At 70.3% G+C, this 15,514-nt stretch carries 13 protein-coding genes and 1 tRNA gene; 7 read left to right on the plus strand and 7 right to left on the minus strand.

Translation table 11 applies throughout. From position 1 onward, the window contains the following. Positions 1-17: 17 nt before the first annotated feature. The 5 genes from ACQEV2_RS40265 (at position 18) to ACQEV2_RS40285 (ending at position 4,544) form a co-directional block, all read left to right on the plus strand. Positions 18-1,907: a glycoside hydrolase family 97 catalytic domain-containing protein gene (locus ACQEV2_RS40265; protein WP_433053499.1), complete on the plus strand. Its 1,890-nt coding sequence runs from the start codon at positions 18-20 to the stop codon at positions 1,905-1,907. Positions 1,908-2,019: 112 nt separating this feature from the next. Beyond that, positions 2,020-3,249, plus strand: a complete 1,230-nt coding sequence (locus ACQEV2_RS40270; RefSeq protein ID WP_433053502.1) for a glycoside hydrolase family 88 protein — start codon at positions 2,020-2,022, stop codon at positions 3,247-3,249. A 232-nt stretch (positions 3,250-3,481) separates the two neighbouring features. Further along, positions 3,482-3,556 (plus strand) — tRNA-Ile (locus ACQEV2_RS40275). A 572-nt stretch (positions 3,557-4,128) separates the two neighbouring features. Beyond that, positions 4,129-4,272 (plus strand): hypothetical protein, encoded by a 144-nt coding sequence (locus tag ACQEV2_RS40280; RefSeq protein WP_433053505.1) that lies wholly within the window; start codon positions 4,129-4,131, stop codon positions 4,270-4,272. Beyond that, positions 4,251-4,544, plus strand: coding sequence for an MMPL family transporter (locus ACQEV2_RS40285; RefSeq protein WP_433053508.1), 294 nt, complete (start codon positions 4,251-4,253; stop codon positions 4,542-4,544). Before ACQEV2_RS40280 ends, ACQEV2_RS40285 begins: the two co-directional genes overlap by 22 nt. A 570-nt stretch (positions 4,545-5,114) precedes the next feature. Here ACQEV2_RS40285 and ACQEV2_RS40290 read toward each other — a convergent pair. From ACQEV2_RS40290 to ACQEV2_RS40310, 5 genes are read right to left on the minus strand one after another with little or no spacing between them, the layout of a single operon-like run. After that, positions 5,115-5,459, minus strand: coding sequence for a DoxX family protein (locus ACQEV2_RS40290; protein WP_433053511.1), 345 nt, complete (start codon positions 5,457-5,459; stop codon positions 5,115-5,117). Then, positions 5,456-7,435 carry an acetoacetate--CoA ligase gene (locus ACQEV2_RS40295; RefSeq protein ID WP_433053513.1) on the minus strand — a complete coding sequence of 660 codons (1,980 nt, stop codon included), beginning with the start codon at positions 7,433-7,435 and terminating at the stop codon, positions 5,456-5,458. The genes ACQEV2_RS40290 and ACQEV2_RS40295 overlap by 4 nt, the downstream gene beginning before the upstream one ends. Beyond that, the gene (locus tag ACQEV2_RS40300; protein WP_433053516.1) at positions 7,432-9,015 is read right to left on the minus strand and encodes a bifunctional 3-(3-hydroxy-phenyl)propionate/3-hydroxycinnamic acid hydroxylase; all 1,584 of its coding nucleotides are present in this window, start codon (positions 9,013-9,015) and stop codon (positions 7,432-7,434) included. Before ACQEV2_RS40300 ends, ACQEV2_RS40295 begins: the two co-directional genes overlap by 4 nt. Before the next feature lie 19 nt (positions 9,016-9,034). Further along, entirely contained in the window at positions 9,035-9,973 is a 939-nt protein-coding gene (locus ACQEV2_RS40305; protein ID WP_433053519.1) for a fumarylacetoacetate hydrolase family protein, read from the minus strand. Positions 9,974-10,002: 29 nt separating this feature from the next. Beyond that, on the minus strand, positions 10,003-11,148 hold the full coding sequence (locus ACQEV2_RS40310) for a VOC family protein (RefSeq protein WP_433053522.1): 1,146 nt from the start codon (positions 11,146-11,148) through the stop codon (positions 10,003-10,005). Between the two features lie 134 nt (positions 11,149-11,282). On the opposite strand from ACQEV2_RS40310, the gene ACQEV2_RS40315 reads away from it, so the two are divergent. Further along, positions 11,283-11,918 (plus strand): TetR/AcrR family transcriptional regulator, encoded by a 636-nt coding sequence (locus tag ACQEV2_RS40315; RefSeq protein WP_433053524.1) that lies wholly within the window; start codon positions 11,283-11,285, stop codon positions 11,916-11,918. A gap of 11 nt (positions 11,919-11,929) precedes the next feature. Here the strand turns inward: ACQEV2_RS40315 and ACQEV2_RS40320 are convergent, their stop codons facing one another. Further along, positions 11,930-12,715, minus strand: a complete 786-nt coding sequence (locus ACQEV2_RS40320) for an LmeA family phospholipid-binding protein (RefSeq protein ID WP_433053527.1) — start codon at positions 12,713-12,715, stop codon at positions 11,930-11,932. Positions 12,716-12,749: 34 nt separating this feature from the next. Next, entirely contained in the window at positions 12,750-13,388 is a 639-nt protein-coding gene (locus ACQEV2_RS40325) for a TetR/AcrR family transcriptional regulator (protein ID WP_433053530.1), read from the minus strand. Positions 13,389-13,574: 186 nt separating this feature from the next. Between ACQEV2_RS40325 and ACQEV2_RS40330 the strand changes: the two genes are divergently transcribed. Beyond that, a complete protein-coding gene (locus ACQEV2_RS40330) occupies positions 13,575-15,188 on the plus strand; it encodes an MFS transporter (RefSeq protein ID WP_433053533.1) in 1,614 nt (537 codons plus the stop codon). Positions 15,189-15,514: the final 326 nt, after the last annotated feature.

The following is a 15,514-nucleotide window of genomic DNA, read 5'->3' on the forward strand; positions in this document are numbered from 1 at the left end:
CACCTCGGAGGATCGTCATGGCTGTTCCGATCAGAACCGCGGTCGCCGCGCTCTGCGCGGGGTTGGTGTCCGCACTCCTCACGACCGCGCCCGCGGATGCCGAGCAGCGCGGGCAGGACTGGGCCGTGTCAGCGGGAGCACACGCCCCGCGCGCTCGGGTGACCCTGGACGACACCACGGGCACCCTGAGCCTCGCGATGTCCCGCAACGGCCGTACGGTCATCGAGCCGTCACCCGTCGGCATCGTCACCGAACAGGCCGACCTGTCCCAGGGGTTGCGCTTCCTGCACCGCAAGGACCGCACGCTCGACGAGCGCTACCGCACGAAGTCCGGCAAACGGCTGGACCGCCGGGTCCGCATGAAGGAGACCCGGCTGACCTTCGCCACGGCCGCGGGCGCCCGTCTCGACCTCGTCGTCCGCGCCTCCGCCGACGGCGTCGCCTACCGGTACGACCTGCCCGCCGGATACGGCGACGTCCTCGGCGAGACCTCCGCGTTCATGTTGCCGCCGGATGCGAGCGCGTGGCTCGGCGCCTACCGGGCCGACAACGAGGGCCAGTTCGCCCAGTACACCGCGGCGACCGCACCCACCGGCGAGTACTCCGACCAGGCGCTCTTCGCGACCGACGGCGGCTACACCCTGCTCGCCGAATCCGACCTCACCGGCGCGTACTCCGGCGCCCGCCTCGCCCACGACCAGGGCACCGCCACCTACCGGATCAAACTCGCCGACGACCGGGTCCGCACCGACGGCCCTTTCACCACCCCCTGGCGGGCCATGGTGACCGGCGACCTCGCCACCGTCACCCGCTCCACCTTCACAGACGACCTCGCCCGCTCCTCCAAGGTCGCCGACACCTCCTGGATCCGGCCCGGCACGGTGCTGTGGACCTGGCTCGCCGGCGGCCGTCCGGCCGGGCAGAGCCTCGCGGCGCAGAAGGCGTACGTCGACTACGCCGCCGAGCGGAACTGGCCGTATGAGGCCGTCGACGCGGGCTGGTACTTCAAGGCCGACGAGTGGGACACCACCGACCCGAACTGGCAGACCAACAGCTGGATGCCCGAACTCGTCGACCACGCGCGCGCCAAGGGCGTCGGCATCATCGTCTGGATCCACCAACGCGACCTCGACACACCCGAGGAACGCGCCCAGTGGCTGCCCACCCTTCAGCGGTGGGGCGTCAAGGGAGTCAAGATCGACTTCATGGACTCCGAGGCGCAGCCCATGCTCCAGTGGTACGACACCATTCTCGCGGAGACCGCCGCCCACCACCTCATGGTCAACTTCCACGGCTCCACGATCCCCAAGGGCATCCAGCGCACCTGGCCCCAGGTCATGACCCTGGAAGGCGTCGCGGGGGAGGAAAAGCGGACCAACACCGCCGCCCACCTCACCACCCTGCCCTTCACCCGCAACGTCATCGGCTCCATGGACTTCACCCCCGGCGCCTTCCAGCGCGTCGGCCTGCGCCCCAACTCCGACGCCGCCGAGGTCGGGCTCGCCGTCGCCTACGAGTCGGGCCTGCAGATGTTCGCGGGCACCCCCGAGTCCTACGACGCCCGCCCGCTGGCCCGCGACTTCTTCGACCAGGTCCCCGCCGCCTGGGACGACACCCGGCTGCTCGCCGGGCAGCCCGGCCGGGAAGCGGTGCTGGCCCGCCGCAGCGGCGACCGCTGGTTCCTGGGTGGGGTGTACGCCGGCGCCGCCCGCACGGCCGAGGTGCCCCTGTCCCTCGGACCCGGACGATGGCTGGTCGAGACCGTCCGGGACGGCGCCGAGGGGCTCGTCCTGGACCGTCGGGTGCTGCGCGGCGGCGAGACGCTCAGCGTGGACGTCGTCGACAACGGGGGCTTCGCCGGGATCGCCTGCCCGTGGCGCGCGGGGATCACCACCTGCCACCGCTGACCGACGAGCCGTTCACGTGCATGAACATTGCTCATGTGGGTGTACATCGGCGCACTCGTCGTGCAAGGCTCGGCCAACTCCTTTCTCCCTGCGACCAGTTGGAGGGACCGGCATGAGTGTTTCCCGGCGTGCTGTGCTGGCTTCGGCGGCCGGTGCCGCGGCGATAGGCGCCGCGGCACCCGCCACCGCCGCCGAGGCGACCGTCGGCCGGACACCGGCACCGACCCTGCGCACGCTGCGCGCGGCGGCCGACTACGCCGTCGACAAGGTCCGCACCGTCGCACCGGCCGTGACCGCATTCCCCGTCGGCACGAAGTTCGAGAAGTGGGTCTACTCGCAGAACGGCGACTGGGTCGGCGGGTTCTGGCCGGGCACGCTGTGGATGGCGTGGCTGTACAGCAAGGACGACGCCTTCCGCACATGGGCTCTGGCATCGGCTCAGAAGCTGGCCCCTCGCCAGTACGACACCGGCACCCACGACCTCGGTTTCCTCTTCTACCCGTCCTGGGTCACCGCCTGGCGGCTGACGGGCGACGACGCCTGGCGGACCGGAGCCGTACGGGCGGCCGACTCCCTGATGCAGCGGTACAACCCGCGCGGACGTTTCATCAGAGCGTGGGGCGCACTCAGCGAGGAACGGAACGCCGGCCGCGTCATCATCGACACGATGATGAACCTCGACCTGCTGGCGTTCGCGAGCAGCCAGACCGGCGACGACAAGTACCTGAACATCGCCGTGGAACACGCCAAGACCGCTCAGCGGGTCTTCCCACGCGCGGACGGCTCGACCCCGCACGTGTACGACTTCGACCCGAACAGCGGCACACCGATCGGCCCGAACACCGTGCAGGGCTACAGCCCCACCTCGTGCTGGTCGCGCGGGCAGGCATGGGGCCTGTACGGATTCACCACGATGTACCGACGCACCGGCAACCCCCAGTTCCTGGCCACCGCCCGCAAGCTCGCGGACTTCGCCGTGGCAGCGCTGACCCCGGATCACGTACCCCTGTGGGACTACCGCGCCCCGCAACAGCCGTACGACATCAAGGACGCGTCGGCCGGGGCGATCATGGCGTGCGGCCTGCTCGACCTGTCCGCGGCCACCGGCAGGCACGCCTACCGGGAGGTGGCGCTCAGGCTGCTCACCGCGCTGTCGGAGACCTGCCTGACCAGGAACTCGGCCCGCGCGGAGGCGGTCGTGGCCCGCTGCACGCGCCACCGGCCGAACGAGGACGGGGTCGAGATCTCCCTTCCGTACGCCGACTACTACCTGTTGGAAGGCATCCTGCGCGTGCTGCAGCCGCAGGACGTCGACCGGGCGATCGACCTCTCCACAGTCTGAACGGCCCTTCCCGACGGCCTGGTCGGCATCGATCAGCCCGTATGGAGTCCAGTTGCTCCGGTGCCGTGCGCAGGGCATACAGGTCGCCGCCGGGCGGCTCCTCCAGCAGCAGAACGGCTCCTGGCTGAGGTGGTCGCGGACGTCACCGCTCGGGGCCGACTTGGTTTGTCGACGACGGGTCAGAGCCCCTGCCCGAGCCGCCGGTCGGCACGCGTCAAAGCCTCCCCGGCTCGGCGGAGTTGCGGGTCACCGCGATCCAGGCGGACTCATAATCCGTCGGGCGTGGGTTCGAGTCCCACCCGCCCCACCTGTGCAGGTCTCTGACCTGCGGAAACGTTCATTTTGTCCTGTCGGATCGTCAACTTCGCCTGAACGGACTCAATCCGCTGCTCGTGGGTTCGGCATCGTGGCCAGTGTCGATGGTGCGTGTGGCTCTGACCTGCACGGATGTTCTGGTTCGCAGCGGTTGAGCCTGCGGTACATGGCTCCTGCGGCTCGTTGGGCACCGAATTCTGGACACTGGCTGGACGCGAGGAAATCGGAAGGGATTGTTCCGGAGTCGAGTCGTCCACGCTGCCCCGGAGGAGCGGAGTCGGTGCGGCGTGGTGGCAATGGGCTCATGCAGTTGCCGACGAGGCCGGTCGGCGCGAGAGAGAAACGGCCCGTACTGAAAACGGCCCAGATCGCACGCCTCTCACGCTCGCCAGCCTGACCGCACCCTCTCTCTCACCCCTTGACGGGAGGCGCGCCGGCTCGGTGGGTGACCCACGCGATCGGTCTCCCCGATCCGAATCGCCCTGACGCTGGGTAGCGCCCCTTGCGTGACGGCTGGCCGAGCCCGCCTTCCGCCGCCGCAGACTCGTCCTCGTCCTCTGGGCCGTGGTGATCGCCGCAGTCGTGGCAGGTCTTGGCATCGCCGGTGAGGACACCGACGACACGTTCACGATCCCCGGCTCGGGGTCCCAGCAGGCTCTCGAACCCCTCGGGCGGGTGCGTTTCGAGTGGTCGCTGCTGCCGCGTTGATCATGGTGGCGGTCTTCGCCGGCTTTGTCGTGACGCAGGACGCGATCGTGAAGCCGATCGCCTTCGCCCTGGACTTCGGGGTTCTGGTCGACGCCCTCCTGATCCGGATGACGTTCCTGCCCGCAGTGCTCCTGTGGGTCGGCCGCCGCGGGTGGTGGCTGCCGCTCTCGCTGCAGAAGATCCTGCCGAACGTGGACATCGAAGGACGTGATCTGCCCAAGTCGGCCGCGCAGCCCAGGGGGACACCCGCCGCTGCCCCTCAGCGCGACTGACGCGGCCGGGCGCAGAGACAGCGCGTCCGGGGCCTGTCGAGCCCAGCTGTCTCGCAGGCCCCGGACGTCGGCGCGAGCCACCCCGGCCTCGGAGGGGAGGAGGCCGGGGTGCGATGGCGACCCGCGGGGGAGCCGGGGTGAGGACAGCCGCCGCTCGTCGGTCAGCCGGGGTACATCGGCGAGGAGCCTGTTGAGGACGACCCCCTGGCCGAGCCGGTGCGCCCGTAGCATCGCGGTGACGGGCGTACAGTGCTGGGCCGGCCGACGGGCGCGTTCCACGTCGGCCGGCGGTGGTTCGATGTCACCCGGCTTGATGCCCAGTTCCAGTCCGGTCAGCACGCCGACGACATGTTCCGCGATGTTCTTGGAGGTCATCCGGGCGAGGTCCGGGGCGGTCCAGAGCTCTGGAACCTCACGCCGCAGGCATCGCGCCACCTCTGCGATCAGCTCGTCCGCTCTCGGTGCGAGCTCACGCGCGACACGGGCCATGAGGCCATCGGCCGTGACGTCGGCGCTTTCGACGGTACGCCGTGCAGCATGCCTGAGTCATCGGCGAACCTTCGGACGATGTCAGCCCAAGGAGACCGCCGCCCCTGCGTACGCCAGCGCCGCCACCGCCAGTACGGCCGCCGGGACGGCCCGGGGCGGCGGATCACCGTGGCGCAGGTGGACCACCGCCGCCGCGGCCATCAGCAGGGCGAGGCCTGTCGCGGCGGCTACGCCCAGTGGCGTCCAGGTCAGACCCGTCAGCAGACCGGCGACCCCGGCCACCTCCAGCGTGCCGACGACGCGATAGAGCCGGACCGACATGCCGAGATGGGCCGCCGCCTGGCGCATGAACGGCACCGCGGCGAGCTTCGCCAGCCCCAGCGGAAGGAAGACCAGGGACAGGACGACGGCGAGCACGATTGTCATGAGGAGGACCTGCCCTTGCGGCGCTCCTCGCCCAGCCGGGCGTAGTGGTCGATGAGATCGGAGTCATCCACGGTGGCAGGGTTGACGACCTGCTCCACCGCGGCACCCTGGAGCAGCCGCTTGATCGGGACCTCCAGCTTCTTGCCGGTGCGGGTGTGCGGGATGCCGGGCACTTCGAGGATCTCGTCGGGGACATGGCGGGGTGAGGCGCCGGTGCGGATCGCGTCGCGGATACGGTCGCGCAGGGCGTCGTCGAGTTCTACGCCGGCCGACGGGACCACGAACAACGGCATCCAGTAGCCGCCGTCCGGCTCCTCCGCGCCGATGACTAGCGCCTCGGCGATCTCGGGGAGGTGTTCGACGACGTCGTGGATGTCGGCGCTGCCGAGCCGGACGCCGTTGCGGTTGAGCGTCGAGTCGGAGCGGCCATGGATGATCACCGAGCCGTGCCCCGTGACCGTGATCCAGTCGCCGTGTCGCCACACCCCGGGGTAGGAGGAGAAGTAGGCGTCGCAGTAGCGGGTGCCCTCGGGGTCGTTCCAGAAGTACAGCGGCATCGAGGGCATGGGGCGCGTGACGACCAACTCGCCGACCTGGTCGACGACGGGGAAGCCCTCGGCGTCGTACGCGGCCAGCGCCACACCCAGGTGCGGCGCGGACAACTCCCCGGCCCAGACAGGGGTGTTGGGTGCGCTGCCCGCGAAGCCGGAGACGATGTCGGTGCCGCCGCTGATGGAGGCCAGCAGGACATGCTCGCCGACGTGCTCGCGGACCCACGGGTAGGCGGAGGCGGGCAGGGCGGAGCCGGTGCAGCCCACGACGCGGATCGACGACAGGTCGTGCGCGGACGGGGCGATGCCGAACTTGGCCATGCCCAGCAAGTATTGAGGGCTGGTGCCGAAGACAGTGACACGGTGGCGGGCGGCCAGCTCCCACAGGACGTCGAGCTTGGCGAAGGGAGCCGGGCTGCCGTCGTAGGTGCAGGTGGTGGCGCCCGTCAGGAGGGTGGAGGCGACCAGGTTCCACATCATCCAGTGGGTGGTGGTGTACCAGAGCAGACGGTCGCCGGGGCCCAAGTCCGAGTGCAGGCCCAGGGTTTTCAGATGCTCCAGCACCACACCGCCGTGGCCGTGGACGATGCCCTTGGGCAGACCGGTGGTGCCGGAGGAGAACACCACCCACAGCGGATGGTCGAACGGCACCGGCACACAGGTGAGTGGCTCGGTTCGGGTGGAGGCGTCCTCCCAGGGGATCACCAGCGACGGGTAGGCCTGCGAGGGCCACGGCAGCCCCACGTGGTCCACCAGCAGGGTCGCCTTCAACGTCGGGAGCGCGCGGGCCAGTTCGAGGACGGCGTCGCGGCGGTCGTGGGTGGTGCCGTTGAAGAGGTAGCCGTCAGCCGCGATCAGCACGGTGGGTTCGAGCTGGGCGAACCGGTCCGCGGCCGCCTTGGGTGCGTAGTCCTGCCCGCACACCGACCACACGGCACCCAGACTCGCTGCGGCGAGGAACGCGACGATGGCGTGCGGGGTGTTGGGGAGATAGCCGACGACACGGTCGCCCTTGCCGACGCCGAGGTCGCGCAGGGTGGCGGCGACGGAGGCCACCAGGGCACGCAGCCGTGCGCCGGTCACCTCGTACCCGGAGCCGGTCTCGTCGAGGGCGAGGATCGCCGCGTCGTCGTCGCAAACGTTGCGCAAGGCGTGGTGGGTGTAGTTGAGGGTGGCGCCGGGGAACCAGCGGCCGCCGGGCATGGTCTCCTCGGCCAGGACCTGCTCGTAGGGGGCGTTGGCGTCGATGTCGAAGTACTCCCACACCGCGCCCCAGAAGCCCTCCAGGTCGGTGACCGACCAGCGATGCAGGGCGGCATAGTCGGTGCCGTCCACCCCTACGTAGCGGGCGAAGTCCGCGATACGGCTGGTCGCCGCCGTCTCTGGATCGGGCGTGAAGAACGGGTCCGGATACGACGTACTCATCGTGTGGTGCTCCTCAACAGGCTTTTCGGGGCCGTCCGTTCGGAAGGAACAGGGCTTCGAGTGGTGTGCAGCAGGGATGCCCAGGCGGCGGTCGACGTAAAGTCGCGGCCACCCGAGGGGACGACGTCGATCACGACGCGGTCGGGCCGCAGCAGGACCGCGTCCGCGCGGCCGGCGCGCAGCCAGGCGGCGAGGGTGCCGTCGTCGCCGAGGTCGGCCACCGGGACCGCGGGCACGCCGAGGCCGTGGGCGAGCGCGGTCAGCGCAGGCCCGGGCTCGGCGGCGGTCAGCACGGCGAAAGCGTCGCCGAGCACGTCGTCGAGACGGGTACGCCGTCCACCGACGCTCACCCCCGGTTGCGGACAGTGCGTGCCCGCCAGGCCCCGGCGGACCCCGCGCCGCACCAGCGGTCCGGCGGTCAGGGGCGGGCTGAGGTCGCGGCCGGCCAACTCGGTCAGGCCGGGTATCCGGCAGGCGGCGGCCAGCGCCCTGCGGCGGAACGCGGCGGCGCTGTCCTGGCCGCCGGTCATCGCCCAGCCCATGGCGACAGCCAGCCGGACCACATGCCGGGCGTGCGGCTTGCGTTCGCTCTCGTAGGTGTCCAACAGACGTTCATCGCCGCCCTGTAGGAGGACGCGAGCGAGCTTCCAGGTGAGGTTGTAGGCGTCCCGGAGTCCCGAGCACAGGCCCTGTCCGACGAACGGCGGGGTCAGGTGCGCGGCGTCACCGAGGACGAAGACCCGTCCGCTGCGCCAGCGGTCGGCGACCCGGGCCCGGAAGGTGTACTGCGTCTCGCGGACGACCTCGAAGTCCCCGTCGTACGAGGACGGCAGCCATGGAGCGACCAGCTCACGGACCGTCTCCTGCCCTTCCCCGAGCCGGAACTCCCAGCGGTAACGGTTCTCGCTCACGCGCATGAAGGTGGCCGGCCGGGCCGGGTCGCAGACCTGGTCGACGCCCTCCCAGCAACGGACGGGCCCCGTCGTATCGACGTCGATGACCTTCCAGCGTTCCTCGAAGCGCAGGTCCTCCCACACGCCGCCGATCGCCTCGCGGGTGAGGCTGTTGGCGCCGTCGCAGCCCAGGACCGCGTCGGCCCACAGCTCATGCTCGCCGCCGTCCTCGTCACGGTAGGTCACACGGACCGGGCCGGTGGTGTCCGGGCCGACGCCGGTGACCTCCACGCCGCCGCGCAATTCGCACTCCGGGCGCCGGTCCAGGGCGTCGCGCAGTACGCGCTCCAGTTCGGGCTGGTCGAACATGCTGGACTGCGGATAGCCGTGGTGGCCGTGCGGGGTGCGGCGGAACTCGGCCATCACCCGGTGCCGGGAATCCAGCAGCCGCAGCCCGTTCGCCGGGCGGGAGATCGCGGTGAACTCCTCACCGACGCCCGCGGCTTGGAGGATGCGGTGGATCTCGTCATCGTTGGCGACGGCGCGGGGGAGCGGGTAGACGTCCCGGTGGCGTTCGAGGACGACACTGCGGACTCCGCGCCGGGCCAGGAGAAGGGCGGCGGTCACGCCCACCGGCCCGGCCCCGACGATCACGACGGGCACATGTGCGGCTTCATCGACGGTCATGTGCGGCTCACCTCGGGTATTAGTTCGTGTCCGCGACCGGCGTGCGCTGCTCGCCGAGGTCGATGCGGCCGTCCGGGGTCGCGATCGTCGCCGTGATCACGTCTCCCGGGTTCAGGTAGTGCGGGTTCTTCGCCTGGCTCTTGAAGAAGGCCTTCCATTTCACGGCGGGCGGCAGCAGCGCGCCGATCTTCTCGACGGCCTTCGGCGGCGCCTTCAGGGCCGTGCCGCCAGGAGTGCCGGTGAGCAGCAGGTCGCCGGCGTCCAGGGTCTGGAATCGGGCCAGCAGTGTGAGGGCCTGCGCCGGACGGACGATCATGTCGGCCAGGGTGCGGTCCTGGCGCAGCTCGCCGTTGACGCTCAACTTCAGCCGCAGATCGAGGAGATGGGCGAAGTCCTCCGGCTCCAGCAGCGTGAGGTGCGGGCCGGTGGGCGTGAAGGTGGGGTACGACTTGCTCTCGTAGAACTGCGTCTTGGTCAGCTGCACCTCGCGGGCACTGATGTCGTTGGTGATCACCAGTGCGGCGACGTACGACGGCAGGTCCCGCTCCTCGACCACGGTGCCGATGGGCAGCGGCGCACCCATGACGAGCCCGAGCTCGATCTCGTAGTCGAGGAACTTCACGTGGGAGGGGCGGACGACGGCGTCGCCCGGGCCGCTGACTGAGCCGGACGCCTTGCGGAAGAAGGCGGGCGGGATCTCTCCCTTGAAACCCGAATCGCGGGCGTGGCTGCGGTAGTTGACCATCTGGGCGACGACCCGGCAGGGGGTGGTGACCGGCGAGAGGGCCACCAGGTCGGCGACGGGCGTGCCCGCCTCACCCGAGAGGGCCGCCTCTCGTACTGCGTCCCGGTCGGCGAGCAGCTCGGCAGTGGTGGCGGCCTTGGTGTCGACGGGGACGGCGTGGTCACCGCGGACGACCCACCAGCCGTCGGCGGTACGCAGGACATCGGTACTCATGTCAGTGCCTTTGTGAGGGAGTCGGGGGTTCAGGAGTTGGCGGCCTTGAGCAGGCCGAGCAGGCGCGCGGGGTCCATCTCGTTGTCGCCGCGCAGGGCCTCGATGACATCGCGGACCCGCTGCGGGGAGGGGCTCGCGCCGAGGAAGTCGCGGGTGGCCGGCGGGCCCCACTGGGCGAGGCCGCTGGTCGACATGGGCGCCCAGCCAGGCTCGACGTCACAGGAGAACAGGTCCCCGTCGGCGAAGTGCTCCAGCATGAAGTGGTCGGGGTCACGCCAGTAGTCGAAGAGCTGGCTGCCCTGGATGTGCCTGCCGATGCCCCAACTGCGCTTGTAGCCACGCTCCTTGAGGTACTCACCACCGGCGGCGATCGAGTCCAGGTCCGTGACCTGGTAGGCCGAGTGGACGTATCCGGTGCCCGGCCCCAGATGCATCGCCAACGTGTGATGGTCGGCCGGCACTCCGCCCAGATCACAGCGGATGAACGCCATCGTCGGCCCGCGGCCGCGCTGCCCGTCCAGGAACAGAAAGTCGGACACGATCATCCCGAGGGTGTCCAGATACCAGTCCAGGGCCTGGCCGAACACCCGTGTCTCCAGCACCACATGGCCGAGACGCTGGATGCGCGAGGGCTCGCGCGGCGGGCGCTGGGTGGTGTTCGTACGACGGTGATCCGTGCCGAAGTTGAGCAACAGCGGTCGCTGTTCCGGCAGTGCCGGGAGCTGTTCGCCGCAGTGCACGACCCGGACCGGGAAGCCCGACGGGTCGAGCAGGTCGACCACCTTGCCGCCGCCGGGAACGTCGGAGTCCCGCACGGACGATCCGGTGGCGCGGGCCAGCCGGTCCAGGTCGGCCCGCTCGGCGGCGCGGAAGGCCGGGCCGATGAAGCGGGACGTGCGCCCCTCGCGGATCACCATGCAGGGCGAGCCGCCGAAAGTGCCCCGCAGCCACAGTTCGGTGTCGGTGCGGGCCGCGATCTGGAACCCGAAGTCCCGGGCGAAGACCTCGGCCCGGTCCAGATCGGGCTTCTGGAACTCCAGCCAGGCCAGGTCAGCCACCTTGATCACCGGGTTCCGGGAGCGACCGGGGTGTTCGCCCCGTAGGGCGCCCTGCTCGCTGTGGAGGTCCTGGTGGGCCGTGATGACGCCGGCCCCCTTGACGCGGATTTCAGACATGGTGCCCTCCGAGCAACATTGCCGTAATGAGGAAATCATCAACTGTGACAGTTCTGTCGTCAAGATGTTCGCGGCAGGAAATGATGAATTCATCAGGACTGCGATCACCATCGCCCGGCGGTTAGACTCTGCGCATGTCTACGTCAGCCCCGCCCAGCAACCGGTTCGAGCGGCGTCGCGCAGAGACCCGCAGGGCTCTTGTGCGAGCGGCCCGGCAGATACTCGCCGAGAGCGGTGACACCAGCGCGAGCATCCAGGCGATCGCCGAGCGCGCGGACGTGGGCTTCGGCTCCTTCTACAACCACTTCGACTCCAAGTCGGAGTTGTTCGAGACGGCAGTGATCGACGCCTTCGAGGAGTTCGGGCAGGCCTTCGACGAGCGTCTGACGGGGATCGACGACCCGGCGGAGCTGCTCGCGGCCGGCTTCCGGCTCAGTGCCCGCATGGCCGACTCCCACCCGGAGCTGATGCAGGTCCTGCGCCGCCGTGGCCTCGGGCACATCCACTCGGGCAACGGCCTGGCCCGACGCGCCCTGCGCGACCTCCAGGTCGGCATCGACTCCGGCCGCTTCACCACTCTCGACCCCGTGGTCGCCCTGTCCGCACTGGGCGGCACCCTGCTGTCCCTGGTGGAGCTGCGGTTCGCCCGCCCCGAGGTGGACGGCGACGAGGCCGCGGTCAACCTCGCCGAGATGGTCCTGCGCATGCTGGGCCTGTCCGCGGACGACGCCCACGAGGTGGCCCGGCGCCCGCTGCCCGACCTCGACTGACCGCCCTGCCTCTAGGCACTCGACGACGAGTCAGGGCGGAACGTGACCGAGCGGCCGGTGAAGCGGGCGTCGATCCCGTCCTCGGTGGTGGTCACCGACCGCAGACGCAGCCCCTCGGGGATGTTCCGCAGCGGAATTGGCTGGTCCAGGGCCTTGTCGAGCAGTGATTTCAGCGGGGGGAGCAGTTCGCCCTGCTCCGCCCGTACGTCCGTGAAGGCGATGCGGTTGCCGCTCGCCGCAGAGACGGCCGCGCTCACGGTCACGTCACCGACGAGCGGCAGACTCGCGGTCGCGTCGACCCGGCCGGACTCGTCGCCCTGCGACACCTGCACGCCGAGCGCGCTCGACACGTCGGCGTAGGACAGGAACGCGGTCGCCGTGACGCTGTCCGCGTGAGCCTCGTCGGCGCTCCCCGAGGTCTTCAGCCCGTCCATCCCGACCGTCAGCCTCGTCACCGGGAGCGGCCGGGTGGTGCCGCCGGCTGGAATGTCTTGGGCCGTGAGGTCGACGTGGTCAAGGCGGCCCTCGGCGAGCTGGGTCAGCACGGGAAAGCCCCTGACGTGCACCGATGGCCGATCGGCGGTCCCCATGCCGTCCTGGAAGGCCTCGGCCGTACGGCTCTCCGCCCGGGCCGCGGCGATCCGGTCGACCGCGACGGCGCCGATCAGCAATGCCGCCACGGACGCGACGGCGATGATCAGGCGTCGCCTGATCCGGGTCGGGGGACTCACATATACGGAGCCGTCGCCGTAGTAGGGCTCGCCGACGTACTCCTCGTCGCGGTGGGACTGGTACATGGTTCTCCCTTCGAGTGGTGCTTGGGAAGTGCGCCTACGCGGCGTCGCCCTCGGGCCGGACGAGCCCGTGGACACATGTCGTCGCGCTGTCGCCGGCCACGCCCATCGCGAGCAGGGCGGCGGTCGCGGTACCCGTGCCGTCGTCGCTCCAGGCCCCGCTGTTCACGCAGTCGAAAAGCCCTAGCAGGTGCCCCTCCAGCGCCCGGGTCAGTACGGCCGGCGGAACGCTGGTCTGGAAGGCGCCCTGCCGTTGCCCCCTGCCGATGATCGCCTCCGCCATGTCCCGCGCGGGGCCCAGGACTTCGGCACGCCGATCGGCCCCGAGGTCCTGGGGGGCGAGACGGAGCAGGATGCGGTAGCGATCGCCGACGGGCCACACGGCGAGAACGAAACGCGCCAGTTCCGTGACGGCATCCGCCACCGGCACGCGCGGAACCGCGAGCGCCTGTCGCAAAGCCTGCGCGGCCTCCGCCACCAGCCCCTCCACCAGCGCGGCCCGGCCGTTGAAGTGGCCATAGACCGTACGGCGCACCACCCCTGCCACCTCGGCGATGTCACCGAGGCTGCTGTCGGGGTCACGGCCGAGTTCCTGCCGGGCCGCTTCGAGAATGCGGGCCCGCGTGAGCAGGGTTCGGCTGCGCTCCGGGGCGGCTGTGACGGGTGCGTGGGTCATGTCGGACCTCCGGCTGACGGGGGAGGGCGACTCGATAGTTGCACATGAATGGGCAATAAACTAGTCTGCACATCAGCGGGCAATTAACCGCCCTGGTTGCCGGGCCTCCTCGAGGCCCCGCCTGCACCTCTCCCACCGATCCGCACCCCGAAGCCTCCGCTTCACCTCCTGCCGAGGAGCCCGACCATGCCGCTCGTTCCGAACACACCCGTCGAGAAGATGACGGAGCCCTACCACCGGCGCTGGTGGGCCCTGCTGGTCCTGTGCCTGAGCCTGCTGATCGTCGTCATGGCGAACACGTCACTGATCGTGGCCGCCCCCGACATGACCAAGGACCTGGGCCTGAGCAGCAGCGACCTGCAGTGGGTCATCGACGGCTACACCGTCCCCTACGCCGCGCTGATGCTCGTGCTCGGCGCGATAGGCGACAAGTACAGCCGCCGCGGCGCCCTCGTCCTCGGCCTGCTGATCTTCGCCGGAGGTTCGGTGATGGGCGGCCTGGTCGATGAGACGAACCTCGTCATCACAGCCCGCGCGATCATGGGTGTCGGTGCCGCCGTCGTCATGCCGGCCACGCTCTCGCTGCTGGTCGCGATCTTCCCGAGGGCGGAGCGCGCCAAGGCGATCACCGCCTGGTCCGCGACCTCCGGCCTCGCCATCGCCGCCGGTCCACTGGCCGCCGGGTGGCTGCTGGAGGACCATGCCTGGGGCTCCACCTTCCTGATGAACGTCCCCGTCGCCGTCCTCGGCGTCGTCGGCGCGCTGCTCCTGGTCCCGCCGTCGAAGGCGGAGGGCATGGGCCGCATCGACTACGTCGGCGGTCTGCTGTCGATCGCCTCGGTCGGCTCCCTGGTGTACGCGACCATCGAGGGTCCGCACTTCGGCTGGGGCGCCGGCCCCATCACCGCGGCCGTCGTCGCCGGCGTGGGCCTGCTGGCCTTCGTGGCCTGGGAGTTGAAGCACCCCAACCCCATGCTGAACGTGCGCAAGTTCACCGAGCGCCCCTTCAGCGGCTCGATGCTCGCGGTGCTGTTCTTCTTCTTCGGCACCTTCGGCTCGATCTACTACTCCACCCAGTTCCTGCAGTTCGTCCTCGGCTACAACGCCCTGGAGACCGGCATCCGCCTGCTGCCGCTGGCCGGAGCCGTGTTCGTCGGCTCCGCCGTCACCGGCAAACTCGCCCCGAAGCTGGGCGTGAAGATCGTGGTGGGCACCGGCATGGTCATCGGCACCGCGGGCGTCTTCCTGCTCACCCAGATCGAGACGGGCTCGACCTACACCGACTTCCTGACGCCCCTGCTGCTGCTCGGCTTCGCCATCGGCCTGAGTCTCGCCCCGGCCACCGACACCATCATGGGCTCCTTCCCCGAGGACGAACTGGGCGTCGGCGGCGGCGCCAACGACACCGCCCTGGAACTCGGCTGCGCCCTGGGCATCGCCATCCTCGGCTCGCTGCTGGCCACGTCCTACAAGGACAAGCTCACCGACATGGTCGGCGGCCACCTCCCAGCCGAGGCCATGGACACCGCCAAGGACTCCGTCGGCGGCGGCATCGCAGTCGCCGAACAGGTCGCCAAGAACCCCCAGGGCGGAGCCGAACAGGCCCAGACCCTGCTGGGAGCGGTGCACGAGTCCTTCGCCCACGCCATCGCCCACACCAGCCTCATCGGCGGAATCATCATGGCCGCCGGAACCCTGATCGTCATCGCCGTCCTGCCCGGCCGGGGGCACACCGCCAGGCACGGTGAGGAGGATGCGGCACCGGCTACCGAGGAGCAGACCGAGACCGTGGGCGCCTGAGCCCCGTACACCGGAGGCCGGAACCCCGATTCCGGCCTCCTCCACCCCCAGGACGGGCTGTGCCTGAGCGGCGCACGGCCCCGGGACGGTGCCGGGAGGGGACACCCGGCACCGTCCCCTTTTTGTTGTCCGCAGCTGAGACGCTGCCGCGACTGCCGAGGGCCGCTGAAGGCGTCAACCGGCAGAGTGAGAGCCATTTCTGAAGTGGCTGGGGTGGAAGGCCGGGCGCTTCTCCGGTCTGCTCGGGTGAGTGCCCGCAGGCGGGCCACTGTGGCCAGATCGGGGCGGGGGCCGGGGCGCTGTAGGCCGCCGGCGCAGGGCTGCGG

Source organism: Streptomyces sp. CA-251387 (genome assembly GCF_050936625.1).
Taxonomy (GTDB): domain Bacteria; phylum Actinomycetota; class Actinomycetes; order Streptomycetales; family Streptomycetaceae; genus Streptomyces.

Coding starts and splice junctions, on each gene's coding strand:
- ACQEV2_RS40265 (WP_433053499.1), top strand. CDS start 18: ATGGCTGTTCCGATCAGAACCGCGGTCGCCGCGCTCTGCGCGGGGTTG.
- ACQEV2_RS40270 (WP_433053502.1), top strand. CDS start 2,020: ATGAGTGTTTCCCGGCGTGCTGTGCTGGCTTCGGCGGCCGGTGCCGCG.
- ACQEV2_RS40290 (WP_433053511.1), bottom strand. CDS start 5,459: ATGACAATCGTGCTCGCCGTCGTCCTGTCCCTGGTCTTCCTTCCGCTG.
- ACQEV2_RS40295 (WP_433053513.1), bottom strand. CDS start 7,435: ATGAGTACGTCGTATCCGGACCCGTTCTTCACGCCCGATCCAGAGACG.
- ACQEV2_RS40300 (WP_433053516.1), bottom strand. CDS start 9,015: ATGACCGTCGATGAAGCCGCACATGTGCCCGTCGTGATCGTCGGGGCC.
- ACQEV2_RS40305 (WP_433053519.1), bottom strand. CDS start 9,973: ATGAGTACCGATGTCCTGCGTACCGCCGACGGCTGGTGGGTCGTCCGC.
- ACQEV2_RS40310 (WP_433053522.1), bottom strand. CDS start 11,148: ATGTCTGAAATCCGCGTCAAGGGGGCCGGCGTCATCACGGCCCACCAG.
- ACQEV2_RS40315 (WP_433053524.1), top strand. CDS start 11,283: ATGTCTACGTCAGCCCCGCCCAGCAACCGGTTCGAGCGGCGTCGCGCA.
- ACQEV2_RS40320 (WP_433053527.1), bottom strand. CDS start 12,715: ATGTACCAGTCCCACCGCGACGAGGAGTACGTCGGCGAGCCCTACTAC.
- ACQEV2_RS40325 (WP_433053530.1), bottom strand. CDS start 13,388: ATGACCCACGCACCCGTCACAGCCGCCCCGGAGCGCAGCCGAACCCTG.
- ACQEV2_RS40330 (WP_433053533.1), top strand. CDS start 13,575: ATGCCGCTCGTTCCGAACACACCCGTCGAGAAGATGACGGAGCCCTAC.